The sequence below is a fragment of the Tsuneonella deserti genome (genome assembly GCF_014644315.1).
Taxonomy (GTDB): Bacteria; Pseudomonadota; Alphaproteobacteria; order Sphingomonadales; family Sphingomonadaceae; genus Tsuneonella; species Tsuneonella deserti.
Genome location: NZ_BMKL01000001.1, coordinates 32,705 through 52,546 on the forward strand (window position 1 = coordinate 32,705; position 19,842 = coordinate 52,546).

At 62.5% G+C, this 19,842-nt stretch carries 22 protein-coding genes; 10 read left to right on the forward strand and 12 right to left on the reverse strand.

The window, feature by feature from the left end:
* Nucleotides 1–18 precede the first annotated feature (18 nt).
* On the reverse strand, nt 19–930 hold the full coding sequence (locus IEW58_RS00160; RefSeq protein ID WP_188643277.1) for an ImmA/IrrE family metallo-endopeptidase: 912 nt from the start codon (nt 928–930) through the stop codon (nt 19–21).
* Entirely contained in the window at nt 927–1,250 is a 324-nt protein-coding gene (locus tag IEW58_RS00165) for a helix-turn-helix domain-containing protein (protein WP_229658343.1), read from the reverse strand. Before IEW58_RS00165 ends, IEW58_RS00160 begins: the two co-directional genes overlap by 4 nt.
* Before the next feature lie 129 nt (nt 1,251–1,379).
* Between IEW58_RS00165 and IEW58_RS00170 the strand changes: the two genes are divergently transcribed.
* The 4 genes from IEW58_RS00170 to IEW58_RS00185 are packed head-to-tail and all read left to right on the forward strand — an operon-like array spanning nt 1,380 to nt 3,805.
* Nucleotides 1,380–1,700, forward strand: a complete 321-nt coding sequence (locus tag IEW58_RS00170) for a multiubiquitin domain-containing protein (protein WP_188643279.1) — start codon at nt 1,380–1,382, stop codon at nt 1,698–1,700.
* Nucleotides 1,675–2,862, forward strand: coding sequence for a ThiF family adenylyltransferase (locus IEW58_RS00175; RefSeq protein WP_188643280.1), 1,188 nt, complete (start codon nt 1,675–1,677; stop codon nt 2,860–2,862). The genes IEW58_RS00170 and IEW58_RS00175 overlap by 26 nt, the downstream gene beginning before the upstream one ends.
* A complete protein-coding gene (locus IEW58_RS00180) occupies nt 2,859–3,293 on the forward strand; it encodes a ubiquitination-like system serine protease family protein (RefSeq protein ID WP_188643281.1) in 435 nt (144 codons plus the stop codon). The genes IEW58_RS00175 and IEW58_RS00180 overlap by 4 nt, the downstream gene beginning before the upstream one ends.
* Before the next feature lie 41 nt (nt 3,294–3,334).
* Entirely contained in the window at nt 3,335–3,805 is a 471-nt protein-coding gene (locus IEW58_RS00185) for a hypothetical protein (RefSeq protein WP_188643282.1), read from the forward strand.
* A gap of 233 nt (nt 3,806–4,038) precedes the next feature.
* Here IEW58_RS00185 and IEW58_RS00190 read toward each other — a convergent pair whose 3' ends face one another.
* Nucleotides 4,039–4,194 carry a hypothetical protein gene (locus tag IEW58_RS00190; RefSeq protein WP_188643283.1) on the reverse strand — a complete coding sequence of 52 codons (156 nt, stop codon included), beginning with the start codon at nt 4,192–4,194 and terminating at the stop codon, nt 4,039–4,041.
* 91 nt (nt 4,195–4,285) lie between these two features.
* Here IEW58_RS00190 and IEW58_RS00195 point away from each other — a divergent pair, with 91 nt between their 5' ends.
* A complete protein-coding gene (locus tag IEW58_RS00195; RefSeq protein WP_188643284.1) occupies nt 4,286–4,951 on the forward strand; it encodes a tyrosine-type recombinase/integrase in 666 nt (221 codons plus the stop codon).
* 394 nt (nt 4,952–5,345) lie between these two features.
* Here IEW58_RS00195 and IEW58_RS00200 read toward each other — a convergent pair whose 3' ends face one another.
* The 6 genes from IEW58_RS00200 to IEW58_RS00225 all read right to left on the reverse strand — a co-directional run bounded on the left by IEW58_RS00200 (nt 5,346) and on the right by IEW58_RS00225 (nt 11,015).
* On the reverse strand, nt 5,346–6,440 hold the full coding sequence (locus tag IEW58_RS00200; RefSeq protein WP_188643285.1) for an ABC transporter permease: 1,095 nt from the start codon (nt 6,438–6,440) through the stop codon (nt 5,346–5,348).
* Nucleotides 6,437–7,588: an ABC transporter permease gene (locus IEW58_RS00205; RefSeq protein WP_188643286.1), complete on the reverse strand. Its 1,152-nt coding sequence runs from the start codon at nt 7,586–7,588 to the stop codon at nt 6,437–6,439. The genes IEW58_RS00200 and IEW58_RS00205 overlap by 4 nt, the downstream gene beginning before the upstream one ends.
* A complete protein-coding gene (locus tag IEW58_RS00210) occupies nt 7,585–8,631 on the reverse strand; it encodes an HlyD family secretion protein (protein WP_188643287.1) in 1,047 nt (348 codons plus the stop codon). Before IEW58_RS00210 ends, IEW58_RS00205 begins: the two co-directional genes overlap by 4 nt.
* The gene (locus tag IEW58_RS00215) at nt 8,621–10,090 is read right to left on the reverse strand and encodes a TolC family protein (RefSeq protein ID WP_188643288.1); all 1,470 of its coding nucleotides are present in this window, start codon (nt 10,088–10,090) and stop codon (nt 8,621–8,623) included. Before IEW58_RS00215 ends, IEW58_RS00210 begins: the two co-directional genes overlap by 11 nt.
* Nucleotides 10,090–10,701, reverse strand: a complete 612-nt coding sequence (locus tag IEW58_RS00220) for a TetR/AcrR family transcriptional regulator (protein WP_188643289.1) — start codon at nt 10,699–10,701, stop codon at nt 10,090–10,092. Before IEW58_RS00220 ends, IEW58_RS00215 begins: the two co-directional genes overlap by 1 nt.
* Before the next feature lie 122 nt (nt 10,702–10,823).
* Nucleotides 10,824–11,015 carry a type 2 periplasmic-binding domain-containing protein gene (locus IEW58_RS00225; protein WP_229658344.1) on the reverse strand — a complete coding sequence of 64 codons (192 nt, stop codon included), beginning with the start codon at nt 11,013–11,015 and terminating at the stop codon, nt 10,824–10,826.
* Here IEW58_RS00225 and IEW58_RS00230 point away from each other — a divergent pair.
* Together IEW58_RS00230 and IEW58_RS00235 are read left to right on the forward strand one after the other, a co-directional pair.
* The gene (locus tag IEW58_RS00230; RefSeq protein ID WP_188643290.1) at nt 10,987–11,433 is read left to right on the forward strand and encodes an acyl-CoA dehydrogenase family protein; all 447 of its coding nucleotides are present in this window, start codon (nt 10,987–10,989) and stop codon (nt 11,431–11,433) included. The genes IEW58_RS00225 and IEW58_RS00230 overlap by 29 nt on opposite strands.
* Nucleotides 11,434–11,662: 229 nt before the next feature.
* Nucleotides 11,663–12,223 (forward strand): GNAT family N-acetyltransferase, encoded by a 561-nt coding sequence (locus tag IEW58_RS00235; RefSeq protein ID WP_188643291.1) that lies wholly within the window; start codon nt 11,663–11,665, stop codon nt 12,221–12,223.
* A gap of 289 nt (nt 12,224–12,512) precedes the next feature.
* Here the strand turns inward: IEW58_RS00235 and IEW58_RS00240 are convergent, their stop codons facing one another.
* Both IEW58_RS00240 and IEW58_RS00245 read right to left on the reverse strand, forming a co-directional pair.
* Nucleotides 12,513–13,223, reverse strand: coding sequence for a helix-turn-helix domain-containing protein (locus IEW58_RS00240; protein WP_188643292.1), 711 nt, complete (start codon nt 13,221–13,223; stop codon nt 12,513–12,515).
* A gap of 118 nt (nt 13,224–13,341) precedes the next feature.
* Nucleotides 13,342–13,827: a hypothetical protein gene (locus IEW58_RS00245; protein ID WP_188643293.1), complete on the reverse strand. Its 486-nt coding sequence runs from the start codon at nt 13,825–13,827 to the stop codon at nt 13,342–13,344.
* 407 nt (nt 13,828–14,234) lie between these two features.
* On the opposite strand from IEW58_RS00245, the gene IEW58_RS00250 reads away from it, so the two are divergent.
* On the forward strand, nt 14,235–15,023 hold the full coding sequence (locus IEW58_RS00250; RefSeq protein WP_188643294.1) for a NirD/YgiW/YdeI family stress tolerance protein: 789 nt from the start codon (nt 14,235–14,237) through the stop codon (nt 15,021–15,023).
* Nucleotides 15,024–15,082: 59 nt separating this feature from the next.
* Nucleotides 15,083–15,613 (forward strand): DUF2238 domain-containing protein, encoded by a 531-nt coding sequence (locus IEW58_RS00255; protein WP_188643295.1) that lies wholly within the window; start codon nt 15,083–15,085, stop codon nt 15,611–15,613.
* A 44-nt stretch (nt 15,614–15,657) separates the two neighbouring features.
* On the opposite strand, the gene IEW58_RS00260 is transcribed toward IEW58_RS00255, so the two are convergent.
* Complete coding sequence (locus IEW58_RS00260; protein ID WP_188643296.1) at nt 15,658–17,100, reverse strand: DUF2254 family protein; 1,443 nt, start codon at nt 17,098–17,100, stop codon at nt 15,658–15,660.
* A 153-nt stretch (nt 17,101–17,253) separates the two neighbouring features.
* Between IEW58_RS00260 and IEW58_RS00265 the strand changes: the two genes are divergently transcribed.
* Nucleotides 17,254–19,668: a membrane-bound PQQ-dependent dehydrogenase, glucose/quinate/shikimate family gene (locus tag IEW58_RS00265; RefSeq protein ID WP_188643297.1), complete on the forward strand. Its 2,415-nt coding sequence runs from the start codon at nt 17,254–17,256 to the stop codon at nt 19,666–19,668.
* Nucleotides 19,669–19,842 lie beyond the last annotated feature (174 nt).

The following is a 19,842-nucleotide window of genomic DNA, read 5'->3' on the forward strand; positions in this document are numbered from 1 at the left end:
TCAGAAGCAGGCTCCTGTTCAGTTCCCGCCCGTCAGGCGGCGCGTCATAACATCAAAGGCGTCCTCGTCGTCCTCGGCCTCGTCAAAGCGGCTTGTGCGGATCACCCGCTCAAGGTGCAGCAGCGAGATGGTGAAGTCGTACTGGTCGGAGGCCAGGGCGATCTCCTCGCATGGTTCGGCGAACCAGACGTCGCTGTCGTGCGTCATCTGTCCCCGACTTTTCTCTAAAAGGTCAGGTTGCGCCGCGAGCGACCGCGTGGGCACCGCAATCGGCGGCCGGCCTGCTGTCTTGAAATAGGCTCCCGTGCGCAAGGCCGTTGGGCTCGACCTTGCCCACAGGACGTAGCCATCGCGCGAAACGACCATCACCGAGCGGCGCTCGGTATATTGCAGCCAGCGCAACGAGGCGGCGACGAGCGAAACGCCATAGCGTTCCGCGCATCCGCCAAGATCGTCCAGCGTGGGCTTTGTCTTGCCGTCGATCTGGCGGCGGAAGTCGTCGAGTGGCATCAACAGGCTGGCGGCGAACTCGTTGGCTTGCGCCTCGATCTGGCGATACTCGCTGTCCCAGCGCATCATATCCTGCTGGCCGCATTCGAGGCCATCGGGAAAGCGCAGACGGTGCAGAAGGTAATGCCCGAACTCGTGCGCGATCGTGAAGTTGATCCGCCCCCGCGAGGCTATGGCGCTGTTGTAGATGATCCCCCAACCCTTCTTGCCGGGTGGCGCTTTGTAGAGCGCCCCGTCGAAGGTCGGCAGGATGTCGCCCGCGACCAGCGACACGGGATCGTCGGGGAATCGGTGGCGCGAATATTCCTTGGCCAGCTCGGGAACCTGCACGGGAAATCTCTCCGCTGCAGCGCCGTGAACGCCGTTCAGCAATAGCGTCAGGGTGTTCGCCCAGCGTTGCGGCGAAAAGCTTTCCGTCATGCGTCGTCGCCCCACAGTTTGACCATCCGCCTGATCTTCTCTTTGGTCGAGGAGTCCATCTTCCGGTATTGGCGGTAAAACTGAGCGTCGGCGGCTTCCTCCGCGCTGACGCTCTCTCCTTCATCGAGCAGGAACTCGATGGTGGTGTCGAGCTTATCGGCGATCTTGGCCAGCTTTTCAGCCGACGGCCGGGGCGGGTTCTTGTTCTCCAGCTCCCAGATGTAGCTCTTACTGGATTCGGTCAGCTCGGCGAGTTTGTCGAGGGTATAACCCTTATCTTTCCTCAACTTGCGGATCTTCTCTCCGAGGGTGTTTTGCAAAGCGACATCTCCTGTCTCCGTTGTTCGGTGTAGGCGCATTTTATGTTCTTGACGCCCGAATGGCAATGTGAGAGTTTGTTCGGAGTAGAGGTACTTTTTTTGCTTTTAATCACGAATCGGAGCGCGAAGATGGATACCAACAAGAACGACGATCCCGGCCAAGGTCACGGCAACAGTCAGGGTCACGAGGACGATCACGGACAGGGCGGACACAGCAAGACGACGATCATCGTCAACACCCGCGAGAAGGAAGTCGAGGGCAAGGAGGTTACTTACGGCCAGATCCTTGCGCTCGCGTTCGAGAACCCGCCCAGCGGCGAGAACATTGAGATCACCGCCACCTACCGCGACGGTCCTGGCCAGAACAAGGAAGGCACCCTCCAGCCGGGGGAGACGGTGCGCATCAAGAAGGACATGATTTTCGATGTCACCGCCACTGACAAGTCGTAATCCCGACCTCGCCCGCCTTGTGGAGGATGGCTACGAGCTGGCCATCCTCCACAACCATCTGGTAATTTCCGGCGTGCCCTATGTGAACAGCAAGGGCGAGATCCGCCTCGGCACGCTGGTGTCGGACATGAGCAGCATTTCCGGTGATGTGACGGCATCGCCCATCGGGCAGCATGTCGCCATGTGGGCTGGCGAATATCCGTGCGACAGCAGCGGCAAGCCGCTGGAGCATATGCGCCACTCCAGCGGCGATCAGCCGCTCGGCCCTGGCCTTACCGTGAACCACTCGTTCTCGAAGAAGCCGCGTGAGGGCTACCGCGACTATCACCACAAGATGACCACCTATGTGACCATGATGGAGCGCCACGCGCAACAGCTCGATCCGAACGTCACGGCGCGGACGCACCGCTTCGTGGAAAGCGACGATCCGCAATCGCACTTCCACTACCCCGACACGGCCTCGGGTCGAGTGGGCATCACCAACGTCATGCGCAAGCTGGAACTGGCGCGGGTCGGCATCTTCGGCGTCGGCGGCACCGGCTCTTATGTCCTCGACCTCGTGGCCAAGACGCCGGTGCGGGAAATCGCCATCTTCGATGGCGACACCTTCCTCCAGCACAACGCTTTCCGCGCGCCGGGCGCGCCGTCGGCCGACCAGCTCCGCGAATTGCCCAAGAAGGTGGATTACCTCGCGGGGATCTACTCGCGGATGCATCGCGGCATCGTGCCTCATGCATTTGCTATCGCAGCGGATACGATAGACAAGATCGGCGCCCTGGACTTCGCCTTCATCTGCATGGACCCTGGCACGCCCAAGCGCCTGCTCGTGGAATATCTCGAACAGAACGGCGTGCCATTCGTCGATGTCGGCATGGGCATCGAGATGATCGACGATGGCCTGACGGGTCTGGTGCGTGTGACCACCAGCACACCGGACAAGCGCGAACATGTGCGCGACAATCGCCGGATTTCCTTCAAGGACGGCGGCAAGGACAACATCTACGCCAAGAATATTCAGATTGCCGATCTGAACGCGCTCAACGCCGCCCTCGCGGTCATCCGGTGGAAGAAGCACTTTGGCTTCTACATCGACCTCGGGCATGAGCATCACGCCAACTTCGCGCTGAACGGCAACGTCATCATCAACGAGGACAGGATATGAGCCGGGCCGCCTACGACCACAAATTTGTCAAGGCATTCCCGGACAAGCTCGATGAGGGAATCCTCTACGTGTCGGTGGAGTTCAGCACGGCGGCGCACCGCTGCTTCTGCGGCTGCGGGAGCGAGGTCTATACGCGGTTCTCGCCGCGCGACTGGTCGATGAAGTTCAACGGGGAAGTCGTCTCTATCAACCCGTCCATCGGGAACTGGAGCTTCCCCTGCCAGTCGCATTACATCCTTGATGGCGGGCGGGTGCATTGGGCTGACAAATGGTCGCGTGAGCGGATCGAACTCGGCCGCTTGCTAGACCGCGACCGAAAGGAGCGGCATTACAAGGGTGAGTTGCAAGCTTCACCCCCGCCTCGGCCGATCGAGCCGGCCTCTCGCCCTGGCATTCTCGCGCGGTTCACGCGCTGGCTTACCGCCAGGTAGGGTGGCGGCCGGCGGTATAGTTGCTGGGCGGTAGAGTTGCGATGACATCTCCTAATTTCGAGCACCTCAAAGCTCACATCCTCCCGTTATCGGTAGCATCGAATTTTGAGGCCGCGCGTCAGGAATGGGAGCTCGTTGCCGTCGAGATCAGCGACGAGTGGGACAATTGCCCCTGCGGTCAGGAGATCAAGGAGCATTGTTACATTCGCAACCGCTGCAATGGAAACACCACCTACGTTGGCAATGTCTGCATCAATCGTTTCATCCAGATCGACACGGGGAACCTTTTCGATGGCCTGAAACGCATCGCCCAAGATGACACTGCAAATGCTAATTTCGATTTGATCGAACATGCCTATCGCATGGGCTATCTGTACAGCGAGAAAGAGTATCACTTCCTCATGCAGACTGCTCGGAAGCGCGTTCTCTCGGCGGCTCAACTGAATTGGAAGCGTAAGATCAATCGCCGCATTCTCGCGCAGACGATCGTGCAACGCCGAACGAAACGCTAGCCAACGTGAACCAACGGCCCCTTTTGACTGTGTGAGGGATAGGGTAGCCAGCAGCATGTGTTCGCGATCTCAGCGAACCGGCTGTTTCCGTCATACGCGAACGCAGAAGCTGACCGTCGGCTATCGGCCCAGCAGCTGAACTCAAGCGCAACGCGCGGATATTCGTCCCCGCACGTCCAGCCTTTTCCACGCGACGCGCTGGTGCTAATGGTGGTCCTGGCGATCTCTCATTGCTAATTTGCATGAGAAATCAACTGTTTGCAGGACAAATACAGTCCTCTTCTGGGCACCATTTGTTCTTCCGCCGCGGTTCGCCAGCGGTCGACAAAAGCATCTGAAATGATGTAGAAAATCGCCAGGGTTGATCGCTGGCGTTCGCGTTCGTTCATCTTCGACCTTGGGGGCCCCGGGGGCCTTTCTTTCCCCGGTGCCCCTATCGAAACGGGACTCGAACTCGCCAGATTTTCAGGTGAGGCCCCCATGGCGTTGACCGATCTACAACTCAAGCAGGCCGCTCCGCGCGACAAGGACTGGAAGCTCGGCGACAGCGGCGGGCTGTACATCCTTATTCGAGCCAATGGCTCGAAGCTGTGGCGCATGAAATATCGGCAGGACGGGCGCGAGAAGCTCACCTTCGGCCGCTACCCCGAGGTGAGCCTGCGCGAAGCGCGACTCAGGCGCGACGAGGCGCGAGTGGAGATCGGCCAGGGCGGAGACCCGGCGCGGCGGAAGCGCGAGGAGAAGATCGCCGCGTTGATCCGAGCGGGCGACACCTTCGAGTCGGTCGCGCACGAGTTCATCTCGAAGCGTGAGGCCGAGGGTCTCGCGATGGCGACGCTCGTCAAGATGAACTGGCTCGCGGCCGTGCTTAACAAGTCGATCGGCGGGCGGCCGATCGCCGAGATCACGCCCCACGAGATGCTGAGCGTGCTCAAGAAGCACGAGGGCGAGGGCAATTACGAGAAGGCGCGGCGCCTGCAGCTTCGGCTCGCGGGTGTTCCGTTACGGGGTAGCGACACTGCGCTGCGAACACGATCCATGTTCGCCGCTCCAGGGCGCGCTCATCTCACCCAAAGCCAAGCATTACGCAGCGATCACCGATCGCGACGAGCTCGGCGGGCTGCTGCGCGCGATCGACCGCTATGAAGGGAATTTTACCACCAAGTTCGCGCTGCAATTCGCGCCGCACGTGTTCGTGCGGCCGGGCGAGCTGCCGCACATAGATGCTGGCTCAATTTCACATCTAAGCTGTCGAAAGATGGTGGACGCACTAGGGCTCGAACCTAGGACCTGCTGATTAAGAGCGGTTTCGAGACCGCGAGCGTTCTTTAGTGTGCACACATTTCCGCCTACTTGCACTGATATCAACCAGTAACCTGGTGCTGGTCATTGAGGATGAGGCGGCGCTTGGAACGTATGGCCGCCACCCTGCGGCGCAACCGTGGCGCCGATCGCAGCAAGTAAGGCGCGTTCGTGAGCGCCCGGCCCGCGGCGGGGAGCGAACCGCTCGGCAACAAGCCTGCTCCCGGCGATCTGACGATTATGTCGTCAATTCATCCGGATTCGTCATAAACCGCGAAACAAGGCCCGACCCGACAAAAAAAGAAATTGTCAGTATCACCAAAGCTGTGAGCGGCCGAAGGGCGTCCGATAACGGCGCGCCCATCTGGTCGGTGAGAAGGAGGGCGCGGCTGGCGTGGGTTGAAGGGAGCAGTGCGCCCAGCGCCGAGACCCAGCCTGGCATCGCTTCGCGCGGCCAGGTCGCGCCCGAGAGGAAAAAGATCGGTAGCGAGGTGGGGATTAGCAACAGCAGCGCGGCGCGCGCGTTGGGGAACAGCCGGGCGGCGAACAGCGAGAAGGCGGCGATGGCTCCTGCCGCAAACAGCGCGACGATCAGCAGGGCGTCGATTCCGGCTTGGCGCGGGATATCCTGCGCAGCGAAGAACCAGCCGAAATAGGTCACCGTTAGCACGAACGACACGAGGCTCAGCGCCAGCCATTGGCCGCCCAGTTCGTTCCATCCGCGCCGCCTGCGCCCGGCGAACAACACGGCGGTACCAAACAGCATGGTCTGCTGGAGGATCACCGGTGTAACGGCGGGAAAGATATAGGTGCCGTATTCCAGATCGGGGTTGAACAGCGGTTGCGACGCGACCGGATCGGCAATGTCGATCCGCACCCCGAGCCGTCCTTTCGCCTCGTTTTCGAGCGTGTTGACGATGGCCCCCTGGATCGCCTCTCCCAAAGCCTTGGTTCGCACGAGGTAAGTTCCGTTGATCCACAGGGCTATGCCACTGTCCTGCCCGCGCAGGGCGTCTTCCAGCACTTGGCCAGGAAGCAGCAGCACGCCATCGACCTTTCGCTCGACCAGCAGGGTGCGCGCCTCGGCAAGGTTGGCGGGGCGGGCGGCGACCTTGGCCAGCGGACTGGCCTCGATCAGCTCGACGAGCTGTCGGCTGAGCGGGGTGCGCGCCTCGTCCACGACTGCCAGCCGCACGTCCTGCGCATGGCCCTGGCTGTAAGGCGCGGGATAGTAGAAGCCGTAGAACAGCGCTGCGACCACGATCAGCATCAGCGCATCGGTGTTTCGGCCAAGCTGACGCGCGGTGTCGATGAAGGCGGCGCGCACGCTCATGCCGGCGATTTACTCCGGCCCAGCCATGTCGCAAGAGCGAGACCCGCCGCCGCGTAGCCCGCGAGCAGCAGCGCCGCCCCCCAGGCCTGGCGCGCAGGTGCGCCAAGGAACTGGTCCATTTGCGCGGTCAGGTAGTGAGTAAACGGCAGCACCTGATGCCAGACCCCCGCCACTGTCGGCGCGCCCTCCATCGGCAGCGAGCCGCCCGAATAGGCCAGCGCCGAGCCGGCATAGAGCGCGCTCAGCGAATAACCGAAAATGTCGCGCCGCGCGCCCGCGACGAAGCCGAATGACAGCGCCAGAGACGCGGCGATCAGGGCGATCTGTGCGGCAAAGGTCGCCAGCAGCGATCCTTCCATCCGCCACCCCTTGAAGCCCACCAGCCAGACCATCCAAACCGCTCCCCAGAAGCTCAGGAGCGTCAGGTAAGGCACCAGCTTTCCCGCCAGCGCAGCCGCCCCGCCACCCGTCTCTGCGCGCCATGCGTCGAGCGAGCGGCCATCGGGCCCACCGAGTTCGCGCGCCATCGCGTAAACCGCGACACAGGCCGCCAGCAGGTGCAGCATGGCGGGCTGAACCAGCGCCTGCAGATACCATTCAAAGCTCGCTTCGGGATTGAACAGCACCGAAATCTGCACCTGCGGGATCGCTGCCCGGTCTGACAGCACACCGGCGCGCCAGGCGGTGTCCTCGAATCCGGCGATGATGGATCCGCGCAGCGCGGTCGTCAGACTGCGCTCGATCGTCGAACCCACGCTGAGGTAGGCGGCGTTATAGAAAAGGCGGATCGGCTCGTCCGCCGCGCGGGCTTGGCCGAAACCGCGGGGAAGAGAAACGAACGCCCAGATCTGCCCACGCCGCATCGCAGCTTCGGCCGCCGCATCGCTGACCGGTTGGGCGGCGATCCGCACCTCGGGACGGCCCGACAGCAATCGGACGAGCGCCTGGCTTTCGCTGGTGCGGGCATTGTCCACCACCCCGACGGGGAGGGCCTGCAGCGCCCCTTGCGAAAGCATCGCGGCGATGACCGCAATCGCGCAGAACGGCACGACCACCAGCGCCAGCAACATCACGCGGCTGCCGGCGATGAAGCCCGCTTCGCGCCGCGCCGAGCCGCCCAGCCGCGCGAGAGCCGAGGGCGCTGTCACTGAGGCCAGTCGAACAGCACGCTCATGCCCGGCCGCAAGCCTTCGACCCGCTCGGCCGGTTCCAGCTTGATCTCGAAACTGCGCGCGTCGAACCCGGCATTCTGACGGGTCGCCTTTTCGCTGGTGAAGCCGGCCTGCGCGGAAATCGCCGTCACGCGGAGGCGCACCGCCTTGTTGCCGAGCGCGGGGACGGTGCCGGTCAGCACCCGGCCTTGGGCCATGCCCGCATAGTCTTTCTCGGAAATGCGCAGGGTCACGCGGGGATGCGCCAGGCCGACGATCTGGAACAGCGGCACGCCAGGCGCCACGACTTCGCCTGGTTCGATCAGGCGGCGGCTGATCTCTCCAGCGATCGGCGCTGTGACCTTCGTGTCGGCGGCAATCTGGCGCGCGGCGCGGTTGCGCGCTTCGGCGGCAACGGCCTGCGCGTCGGACACGGCGCGGGTTTCGCCCCGCGTTCCGGCCATTGCCTTGCGATACTGCGCGTCCGCCGCCGCCGCGTTGGCGCGCGCGGCGACGTTGGCCGCGGCGGCCTCGTCGCGCCGCTGGGCGGAGATGACCCCTTGCGCGTAGAGGCGGTTCATGCGCCCGGCGGTGACGGCGGCGAGGTTGGCGGCGGCGCGGGTCGATGCCGCGATCCCCTGCAGCGATGCGATGTCTTCTGGCCGGGCACCCTGGTTGGCGATGGCGTCCAGCGCACGGGCGCTGTCTAGATTGGCCTCGCTCTGGCTCACCAGCGCATCGATCCCCGGGCTGGAGAGGGTCGCCAGGTGCTGGCCAGCGCCGACCTCAGCCCCTTCGGCCACCGCCACCTCTTCAACCCGGGCCAACATCTTGGTTGCGACGTTGACCTCGGTCGCCTCGACCGTGCCCTGGAGCGGCACCGGTAGGGGCCGCGAGGAATACCAGATGCCGGCCAGCGCCAGCAGTCCGAGCACGGGCAGCGCCCACAGCAGCCAGTTCGCGCGGCGACCTGTTTCCGGCGCCGCATCGTACGGTTCCGGCGCCGCTTCGGCGGGTGCGGGATCGGTGTTATCGGTCATCGACGGTCTGCCTGTCGGGCGCTTCGGCGTAATCGACGAAGCGTTCGCTTTGCCCGCTGGCGGCGAGCAGCGCGGCAAGCGAAAGGTTGTATTCGTAAGCCGCCGTCGCACGCTGGGCACGGGCAAGGCCAAGCGCGGTCTGGGCGTCGGTCACTTCTGCCGCGGTCCCGACGCCTTCGCGGAAGCCGATCTGCTTGACGCGCAGGTTTTCCTCTGCCGCCGCCACGCTGCTGGAGATCGAGGCAAAGGCGCGCCGGGCGTTGTCGGCCATCAGCCAGGTCGTTTCGATCTCACCGTCGGTGCGGGTGCGGGCATCGGCGGCGCGCAGACGAGCCGCCTCGCGACGGGCCTGCGCTGCGGCGACAAGCTCGCGGCGGTTGACCGCCGAAACCAGCGGGATTCGCACCGTCGCCCCGACGATCCAGTCGGGATCGACGGGCAGCGACTGCTTGCGCACGGCGTTGACCGATCCGAAGGCATAGACCGAAGGCCGCATGGTCGCCCGCGCGGCGCGTTCTCCGGCGGCGGCCAGCTGTTCGGCGCCTTCGGCCATGGCGATCTGCCCATTGCGCGGGACATCGCCCGTCCACGCCGTCAGCGGCGGCAGCGGCGTCGTATTGACGAATAGCGGGGTGGATGGCGCGGGGTTGGCCGTGCCGGTGATGCGGGCGAGCGCCAGTTGGGCCATGTCGGCATCGCGCCGCGCCCGATCGTTTGCCCGCTTTGCGGCATCGCGAGCTACAACCGCTTCCAGCGTGAGTGAATGCGGCACAACCCCTTCGCGCTCCATCGCGCGGACATTGCCCAGGTGCTGTTCGGCGGAGGTCAGCGTCTGCCGGCTCGACACTTCGAGCTGGCGGGCGAGTTGGGCGCCAAAATACACTTCGGCCAGCCGCACGCTGTCCGCCCCGCGCGCCAGTTCGCGCCCGCCCTGCGCCAGCGTGACCTGTGCCTTGGCCGCGTCGCTCACCGCCTCCAGCGCGCCGCCGGTGTACAGCGGCATGATCGCGGCGACATTCGGCCGCACCACCACGTCTCGCTGGGTATAGTCGTACTGATCGGGTATCGGCGCGAGCAGGCCGGGCAGGGCCTGGCCGATCCGCCCCGCGATCAGCGCGATAATATCGGCATAGACCGGCGGATACTGCCCCGGCAGCCCGCCGAGATAGTTCTGGGCACCACCGAGGAACTGCTCCTTGGGCCCTGTGAGGTCAAGGCTCAGCGATTTTTCGTAGGCGATGACCGAGGCCGAGGCGATGACGGTGGGGCGGTACAGATGAGCCACGGCTTTGGCCTGATGCTCGGCGGCGCGCAGGTCGGCCTCGGCCGCCACCGTTCCTGCCGGGGTGGCCTCCATAGCGGTTTCCGCTGTACGGTAATCGAGCGCAGTTTGCGCCAGCCCGGGACTGGCGGCGATTGCCAGCATCAAGGCCGGCACCAGAGGCAGGGCGCGCTTCATTACGGCCGACCCAGCATCGCGCGCATGCAGGTGATGAAAATATCGGCCACCGGAAGGCTCGTGTTGTCGTCGTCATCACGGAGCGCCAGGCCGCGCCACAGGACCAGCAGCGTCTCGACGATTTCGGTCGATCGGAACCGTGGGCTCAGCCCGAAATGCCCGACCAGATCGTCGATCCGTTCGGCAAACAGCCCATCGATCCGCTGCTCGGCCGCGGCTATTGCGCGGGCGAGGGCCGGGTTGCGCACCGCCTCGAGCCGCAGCTCAATCGCCATCTGCGCCCATTCGCGGCGGCCGGATACGGTCGCCAGCCACGCGCCGATCCGGGCCATGGTCTGGTCGAATGTCATCGCGCGATAATCGAGCGTCATTTCGGCAAGGGTATGGACGCGCTCTTCCAGATTGCGCTCCATTACCGCCAGCAGCAGATCCTCACGCGAAGCGAAATTGGAATAGAACGCACCCTGGGTGAATCCGGCACGAGTGCAGACCGCTCGCAGAGACAGACCCGGCATCGAACTTTCAAGGATCATCGTCTCGGCCGCTTCGAGCAGCGCCGTTCGCGTTGCCGCCTGCGAGTATTCGCGACGGAGAGGTTTGGCAGCGGCCATTGCGCGCAAATACAGATATCAACTGATATTTCAAGCTTTCGTTTTTCAGATGCCGTGCGGAACGTCAACCTTAAGGAATGTTTGTGAAGTTCAACCGGCGTCGGCCGGCCGAATGAAGTCCATCACGTTGGCGACGTCATGGCTGTTGCTGCCGTCTTGTCCTTGAAGTCGGTCATGACTTCGCCGATCAGCGCCCGTAGCCAGCGGTGGGCGGGATCGTGGCGGTAACGGACGTGCCAGGCCATCTCGACGGGCAAGCCGTCGAGCGCGCCGGGGGTGCAGGAGATGATCACGCTGGCGAAGGCGATCGACATCGGCGAAGGCAGCGCGCTGGAGCAGCGCCACGTGCGCGAGCGGATAGCTCGCGCCTATATCGCCGACCAGGGAATCGCGCTCACCCGCATGCGCACGCTGAGTGCGCTATCCAGCGGTCGCACGCCGGGCCCCGAAAGCTCTATCTCGAAGATCGTCGTCGCGCAGACGATGCAGGAAATGGGCCGCTTCGCCAGCGATTTGGCCGAGAGCGCTGGGATCGTCACCGGCGAGGACACAGTACCTGAACTGGCTCGCTTCCAGGGCAGCTATTTTGGCGCGGCGGGACTGCGCATCGCCGGCGGCACTGACGAAATCCTCAAGAACATCATTGCCGAGCGCGTGCTCGGCCTGCCCGGTGAGATACGGGTCGATAAGGATGTCCCGTTCAACCAGGTGGGAACGGGCAAAGGAATATAGTTCGCCGCTGGTTGACACGCTCATCTTGCTCCGCCGTCGCGCCCTCCCGATAGCGGCCATCTACGTATAGGTTCGGCTTACTATCCGTAGGTCAGCAAATGGGCCGGTTGCGGACCGTCAGGTCCCGAGAGAACTTTGTCTGAAGCAGACTCGACGGAGGAAAGTCTAAGCTGGTGCGAGTGCGCCAGTCCTCGTTTATGTTCGTCGACCGATAGGACCTTGATCGAGTATGTCTTACGGCCCCGGAATTGTCGTGCGACGCTTTAAAAGGGAGGACCTTCCGGCTGCGCTCAGGATACAGTCGGAGGTATATCCGCAAGTCTTGCGTGAGAGTGAGGACGCGTTCGCCAGCAAGCTGCATGTTGCAGCGCCCTATTCGGCGGCCGCGACCATCGACGGCCAGCTCGCCGGTTATTTGCTCGCGCATGGATGGCCAAGCCATTCGCCTCCTTCTTTAGGCGAGATCCTTCCTCACGAGCAGCGAAGCGAAATCTTGTTTATCCATGATCTGGCCGTCGGCTTTACGGGGCGCGGCCGGGGCATCGGTCGATTGCTAATCGAATGTGCATTAGAACTTGCGGCTCTCGACGGGCTGCAGGACGCCGAGCTTGTCGCGGTGAAAGGCGCAGCAAGCTACTGGCGCAGGTTCGGCTTCAACGATGCGCCCTGTTCGGAGGCAATGGCCATGAAGCTAACTTCCTACGGGCCATCAGCGCGATGGCCTCTCAATGAGTTTCACTATGGCGCGTTGCGATGCTCGCTCCTGACTGCCCGCCTAAGAAACGGTTGAAGGGGCATGTGCTGCGGCTTGATTGCCAAAGGCAACTACGGAAGCATGTAGCGATTATCATGAGCGGGGTGGCGTACTCGGGTAAATAGGGAGCGGTACGGGAGCTGCTAACGCGCTTATGGTGCCGCTCCTATCCTCCTTCCCGCGATCCGAGTCAAAAAATTAGGTGCGCGCTTCTCAACGCTCGAAAAACCACCGTCAGCACGCCACTGCCGCAGCGCGCCGTGGAAAAATGGACGGTACTCCGAGCGATGAATAGCTCGGCCGAGCGGCCGCCCGGTTATACCGGTCAGAGCACATTTACGCCGAGCGTTGCGTCTTCCCGGTTGGCATATGGATCGGGGCCGCAGTACGCCTCAACTTTCGCGCGATCCTTGATAATGATCCGACGTCCGCGGACGTACAGGCCGTTATCAGCCAGCGTCTGCAACGCCCGTGACAGGGTCTCTGCGGTCATTCCGACCCGGCCGGCCAAATGCCGCTTGGAAATCGGAAGACGCGCATCCGTGTCGGATACAGCATTATCTGCCAGGCGAAGGAGGAAGGCACCAAGGCGCTCCGGAGCGGTTCGACACTTGAGGTCGAGTATGTGGCGCACGGCCATCCGCCACTGACCCGAGACGAGGCGCAGGAGTTCCATAGCCAAGCCGGCATCGTTCTTCGCCAGCTCTCGCAGTCGGTCAGCGTCCATTACCAGAACGCGACTTTCGGACAGCGCGCGGCCTGATGCCAGGTAGGGCTCCTCGAAGAGCGCCGCGGCGGGCAGGAACACGTCCCCGCCCGTGAAGATCATCACCGAGCAGCCACTGCGCGTGGCGGCGAGCGACAATTCCACCATTCCATCAAGCAAAACGTGGACCGAGCGCGCAGGCTCGCCCTCCCGGAACAGGAAGTCGCCTGCGGCGATCGTCCGGACAACTGCACTGGCCGCGAGTGCTCTTCGCGTTTCAGGCTCAAGAGCCAAAAACAGGGGAAACGCGTTGAGCGCTTCTGGCTCCATAAGAACACTCCCGCCGGTCCGGCCTGAGTTAGACTCAGCGCAGGCGCGGTCAAGGTGTACGCTTGGAACCCGGATCTCGGGCGAGCGACATCGCGCTGCCGTTCGCTCGGAGATTGGTTTACATCAAAGTGGCGGAGACCAGCTCAGCCGGGGTTATCCGCCAATCGTGGTTGACGTCGACGTGCTGAAACTCGTCTGAGGTGGCATTGAGAAGCGCGGTTCCGGCCGAAGGGGCAAGCTGTTCCGGAGCTCCGGCGTGGGTGAACCGGTCAAGCGCAGGAAGCTTTGGATTTCCCGCAACGGGGTCGGCTGTCGCCAGAAAATAGAGCGCCTGGGCAAACTCCATTGGCCCGTATGCGCCGTCCTTGTTGCGGTCGTAATCTCCAAAGTTCTGGAACCGCACGGTAGTTGCTGCCGCAATGCCGGGCACTGGGGTGACCTTGAACACACCGGGGGCAAGCTTGGTCACAGCGGTGGCCGGGGGTACGACAGGGGTGATCTTGGTCCGAGCTTCCGGCGCGAGCGCACCGGCGATCTGGGCGTTGGCGGGCACGCACGAAATGAAAGACGCGGCCGCAAGTGCAAAAATGAGATGTCGTAGCATTTAATATATCTCCTTGTATTTGAGAGTCTTCCTGCATGATTTGAGAGTGCAAATGGCAAACCGTCCAAATGATCATACTATACCCCGGTCAAATGGATTAACCCGATACATGCGGTGCCGGGGTAGAGTGGTGACTATATCACTAACCATAGTATCACTAACCATAGTCCGATCTGTTCCCTGAATTGACCGCTATCAATTATCGGAACTGACTCGTTCGATCGTTCGTAGGGCCAAGCGGTACGAGCGAGGCCATTGGCGTGAGCGTGCCCGAGTTACTCCCGCGTCGAGCGGCGCGACCCGGTCAGACCGCCCGCATCGTCCACGCGTGATGCGTATGCGTTCTCGAGGTCGCTTCTCTGCCATCGGTCCTGGTTGTCAGTTTAATTCAAAAAAAGAGGATCACGATGCTTGGTGATACAGATCGTCCGATATCGACAACGAAAATCGCGGCCACTGTCTTTGCGCTATCCGCTGCTCTCGCTCTTTCGGGCTGCGGCGATACGTCGGAAGTTCAAAATGCCGACGCGAGCGTTGCGACAGTCGCAAAGCCCGTGAACGGTGACTGGATTACTATCGATGGGGTGATAGCATCCAAGTTCCCCGACCAGTTCATACTGGATTACGGCACCGGCAAAATCGATGTCGAGATGGACGATTGGGACAAGACTCTTGAAGGTGTTGCCCTGCTACCCGGTGACAAGGTCTCGGTTACGGGGCGCGTCGACAACGACTTGTTCGAAAAGGCGTCGATCGAGGCGAGTTCGGTTTATGTCTCGAACCTCAATACGACTTTCTTCGCCAGCGGCGCGGACGAGGAAGACCTTGGCCTGCATCCCGTACCGGAGACGACGTTGAACAGCGGGGTGGACTACACCGGTTGGGTCACAGGCACTTGGGACAAGGGCTTCTCGCTCGGGGCAGGTCCAATGCTCGTTCGTGTGGACACCAGCAACGTCAAGAACCCTCTCGTCCGCAACGGAATAAGCGCCGGCGATCGTGTCTACGTGTGGGGTGACCTGGCATTCAAGAAAGGTGAGAGTGTCCTCGAGGCCGACGGACTCATGCGGCTGATCGACGGCGGGACCGTGAAGAATTCAGGCGCGTCGAATGCAGCGGCGACGCAGGCCGCATCCGCCCCTGGAACCGATCCAGAAAAGTCTGGGACTCCTTCGTCATCGACTGCGGACGATTGAGCTGAAGAGCGGAGATGTCCAGCGCTCCCACAAGAGGCGCCCGCTGCTCAAGCAGCGCCATGCTGAACAGCACGGCGCTGCTGTGGCTTGCGCTGGGCATCGCAATGTTCGCCTTGGGCGCATCCGCATGGCTGGCCACCCACGGAAAAATGGGTGAGGCCGCGCTCATGGCAGGTTTTGTCGTGACGGCGGTCGCATTCGGCTCCTCACGACCCCGCTTGCCGCCCATCTTCACCCTTCTGTTCGCACTCGCCGCCGGGATCAACGCGCTCGGGTATGTGCTCGAACTCTGGCACAATCCCGTTTGGTTCGACGAAGTCGTTCACGTGCTGACGCCATTTACTATCGTCGCCGCGATTGGCTGGTTGAGCATCAAGCGGACGGGCAAACCGTCGCATTACCTGGCAAAGATGGTGCTGGTCGGAATCGCGTTGGGACTGGCGTGGGAAGCTTTCGAGTGGATGATCGGGATCATCGGGACCTTCCAGGACACGCTGCTCGATCTGCTCATGGATACGATAGGTGCAACATTGGCGAGCTGGTTCAGCTTGTCCGTTTACCCGAGCGAACCTTCGTTCCATCAGAAGTGACCGAGCGTCCGCGAAGGTGCCTGCGGCTTAAAGACACTTATCAGTCACGGGGAGCGCGTGGCGCGGGAGTGTAGTTCGCCGCTCCCACTCGACAACTGCCTGCTCGCACTTTCCAGTTTGTCAGCCGCGTCCGGAAACCCTCGATGGCGTAACATATCTACTAGGCTATAGCAGGCGTCTTCGAGAACTTGGGTGAAAACATGGTCTCCAAGAGCTGTTAGCGATCGAAGGGTGATATCAGCCGCCCGCGATCCGAGCTCTCGAGGGTCCTGAGAGGCTGTGAACGCAAGCGCATGATAGGCGGCGGCGAGCGTTTGATGCTGCATCGATTCCGAAGCGACAACTGTCAGGGACTCGAGCCCATCCAGCAGCCTGCGAAAGACATTGTCGGTGTATATGACAGGGAAGCCCACAACGCTGCGGGACTGGCGCTTCGCATCAAGCGCGAACCATTCTCCTACAAGATCTTGCAAGCTCAGACACGCTAATATTCCCGGTTGAGGATTGGATTTCGCGGTCGAAGTCGAAGTCCAGCCGACCGTCACCAGCTGCTCGATGCCGTAAGCCGGGTCGGTATCCAAGTCTCGCTGATCGTCCAGGCGGATCGCCGCGAGAAGTTTGTCTGCAGCCCTGTCAGTGAAGCCACCCTGTGCACGGCGTAACTCCAGCACGTATTCTCCCCGACTTACATAATCACCGATCGACGGCAATATACCTACCGCCTCGGCCCCTTCTTTTCGCGCTTGACGCGCCAGCATTTCGACGTCGATCCGGGTCACATACCCACTGTCCTTGGATGGGACACGAGCGCGCGGCAGCACGATCGCGGATTCTGGGAAATGCTCCCAGGTATGCTCGAGCATCTTCCCTTGGTCGGATCGAGCACGCCGAGTGTGCTGTAAGATGCTTTTCACGATCATGACCGGGCGCATCTGATCGATCGTGGAGTAAATAAGTATGATGAGCAGAAATAGCGCCACGACGGTCAGAGCGAACGCCATCATCGCACCATAAACCGGCGTATAATCTGGGTGAACGGCCGCAAGGATGACTAGGCAATACAGGGCGAGACCCACGAAGAACCCAAAGAAAACCTGGTTTGCTCTGCGGCGTAGAAACTGATCGTACACTTGGCTTGTCAGCGCTGCGGCGCCCTGCTGAACTGCTACAAGCAAAAGCGAAAAGGTGATCGACGTGACCGTGATGATCGCACTCGCGATAGTCCCGAGCAGGGTCTGAACCGATTCATGCGACCCAGGCAAGATGGACGGCCATCCATGCTTGATCCGCATGCTATCGAGCCAAATGACGGCCACAGACAGTGCGAGAAACGCCGCGATAACGAGTGTCGGGATCGTCAGGAACTCGGAGAATGCGCGTCGGACACTCGCGTACAAGTGCGACAAGCGCCCTCTTGCCTTATTGTCCTCGCGGTCCTCCACTTTGCGCAGCGTCTGTGAATTGAGCAATCTCTGCAATTCGTCCATGTCGCCTCGCTATAGCTTGACCGAACAGCAAACTGACGGGCGAGCGACCCGCTGTCAAAATGCCTCCCTCCCTCCGATCGCTAAAGTTTGCAGGTGGGCGGCGCTTTCGGAACGTCACCATTGCAGGCTCGTTCGCTCCTCAAGGGGCTAGCAATGCAAGAAAATCAACACAGATCGATCCTGCCGTCCATTCTGGCCGCGCTACTCGCGCTCATGGGGGCCGCGCTCGTCGTTGGAGGCGTATGGCTCGTATCCAGGGGCGGATCTGCGTATTACGCCATCGCCGGCGCGGCGCTGCTCGCGAACGGGTTGCTGATGTGGCGTCGGCGCCCGGCCGCGTTGTGGCTTTACTCCGTCATTCTGCTTGCCACGATGGCGTGGGCGGTGTGGGAGGTCGGACTCGATTTCTGGCAACTGGCGCCGCGAGGCGACATTCTCGTGCCACTTGGTCTGGTCATGCTGCTCCCCTGGGTCGTGCGCCCGCTCAGTCGGACGCGGAGCTGGCCCGGTCCGGCATGGCCGCTAGTCGGAGCGCTGGGCATTGCGGTGGTCGTCGGGATTGCCGCGCTCGCTCACGACGAACATCGCCTCGAGGGACGCATCGCTGCCGCACCCCGCGCGCCGGTCGCGCTCGATCCGCTGCTCGCCGCAGGCGACTGGCCGGCGTACGGAGGCTCGCTCAGGGGCAACCGGTATTCGCCGCTCACTCAGATAACTCCGGCGAATGTCGGCGGCCTCGAGCAGGTCTGGCGCTTCGAGACCGGCGACACAAAGACCGGTAGCGATCCCGACGAGTTCACGTACGAGGTGACTCCTATCAAGGTGGGCAACCTGCTGTACGTCTGTACCCCGCATAACCTGGTGATCGCGCTCGACGCAGAGACTGGCAGGCAGGTGTGGCGGTTCGATCCCAAAATCAGGGCGTCGAAAGACATGCAGCACCTCACCTGCCGCGGAGTTTCGTATCATGCGGAGGATGCCGTCGCTGAGCAGGCCTCCGGCACCGATTGCGCACAGCGCATCATCATGGGGACTAACGACGCGCGCCTGATCGCGCTCAATGCGCTCACTGGCCGTCCATGCGCCGGTTTCGGGAACAACGGGCAGGTTGACGTCTGGCCGGGTCAGGCGGGGCAGGAGCGGGGGTGGTGGCAGATCACCTCGCCGCCGGTTGTCACCCGCGATCTGATCATCTTTGGCGGAGCGGTATTCGACAACAAGTCTACCTTCATGCCTTCGGGCGTCATCCGCGCTTATGACGTGCGCACGGGCTCGCCGGTGTGGGCGTTCGATCCGGGCAATCCAGGCAAAACTTCGCCGCGGGGGACCGAGGGCAGCTTCGTGCCCTCGTCACCCAATAGCTGGTCGATGGCAGCGGCGGACGAGGAACTAGGCCTCGTCTACGTGCCCATGGGGATGGCGGCCATCGACCAATGGGGTGGCCGGCGCACGCCCGCGACGGAACGCTTCGCCACCTCGGTGCTCGCGCTAGATATCGCGAGCGGACAGCTACGGTGGGTGTTCCAGACCGTCCATCACGATCTTTGGGACATGGACGTCCCGGCCCAACCGTCACTCGTGGACCTCACGCTGCCGGGCCGTGGGCGGGTACCTGCATTGGTGCAATCGACCAAGACCGGCGACATCTACGTGCTCGACCGCCGGACCGGCCAGCCGGTCTTTCCGGTCGAGGAGCGCCGCGTCCCGGGCGGCGCTCCTCCCGGGGACCGGCTATCTCCCACTCAGCCATTTTCCTCGGTCAGCTTTATGCCGAAGGAGAACGCGAGCGAAGCGGGCATGTGGGGCGCGACGATGTTCGACCAGCTCGCCTGCCGGATCAAGTTCAAAGGCTTGCGCTACGAAGGTCCCTACACCCCGCCGTCGCTTCAGGGAACGCTAGTGTACCCAGGCAATTTCGGAGTGATGGATTGGGGCGGCATGGCCATCGACCCCCAGCGGATGATTGCCTTTGCCCATCCCAACTACATTGCCTTCGTCGACAGGCTGATTCCCAGTGGCCCCGTTGCGCCTAGGTTCAGGGCACATGGCGACAAGCCGCCGACGCCGGCCGACCAGAACGACGAGCCCTCGTCGGCCAGCGTCGCGGGATACAACCCCAACACGGGCGCGCCTTTCGCTGTCGCGCTGAACCCGTTCCTGTCCCCGCTTGGGCTGCCCTGCCAATCGCCGCCCTGGGGCTACGTGGCGGGCCTCGACCTCTCGAGCGGAAAGGTCACCTGGAAGCATCGCAACGGCACTATCCGCGATCAGAGCCCCGTTCCCGTGCCGATCGAGCTCGGCGTGCCGTCGCTCGGGGGACCGATGGTCATGGCCGGCGGGGTGGCATTTCTGGGTTCCGCCCTCGATTACTACCTGCGCGCCTACGATACCGAGACGGGCGAGGAGCTCTGGAAAGCGCGCCTGCCCGCAGGCGGCCAGGCAAGTCCGATGAGCTACTGGTCTAAAGCCAGCGGCCGCCAGTTCGTGGTCATCGCTGCCGGGGGGCATGGCTCGCTCGGGACGCGCAAGGGAGACAGCATCGTGGCCTATGCGTTGCGACAGGAATAGTCCAGCCTTCGGCAGGCGGAATGGTCAAGTGAGATCAAGAGAGTGGCAGGCGGTCGCTTTTAGAGGCGGCGTCCACTTTGACGGCGTGGGAACACCTTGGGTTCATTGATTGAAGAAGCTGGGTCCTCGCCAATTCTCCCTGTCTCGATGGATGAAAACGCGGAACGTCTGGTT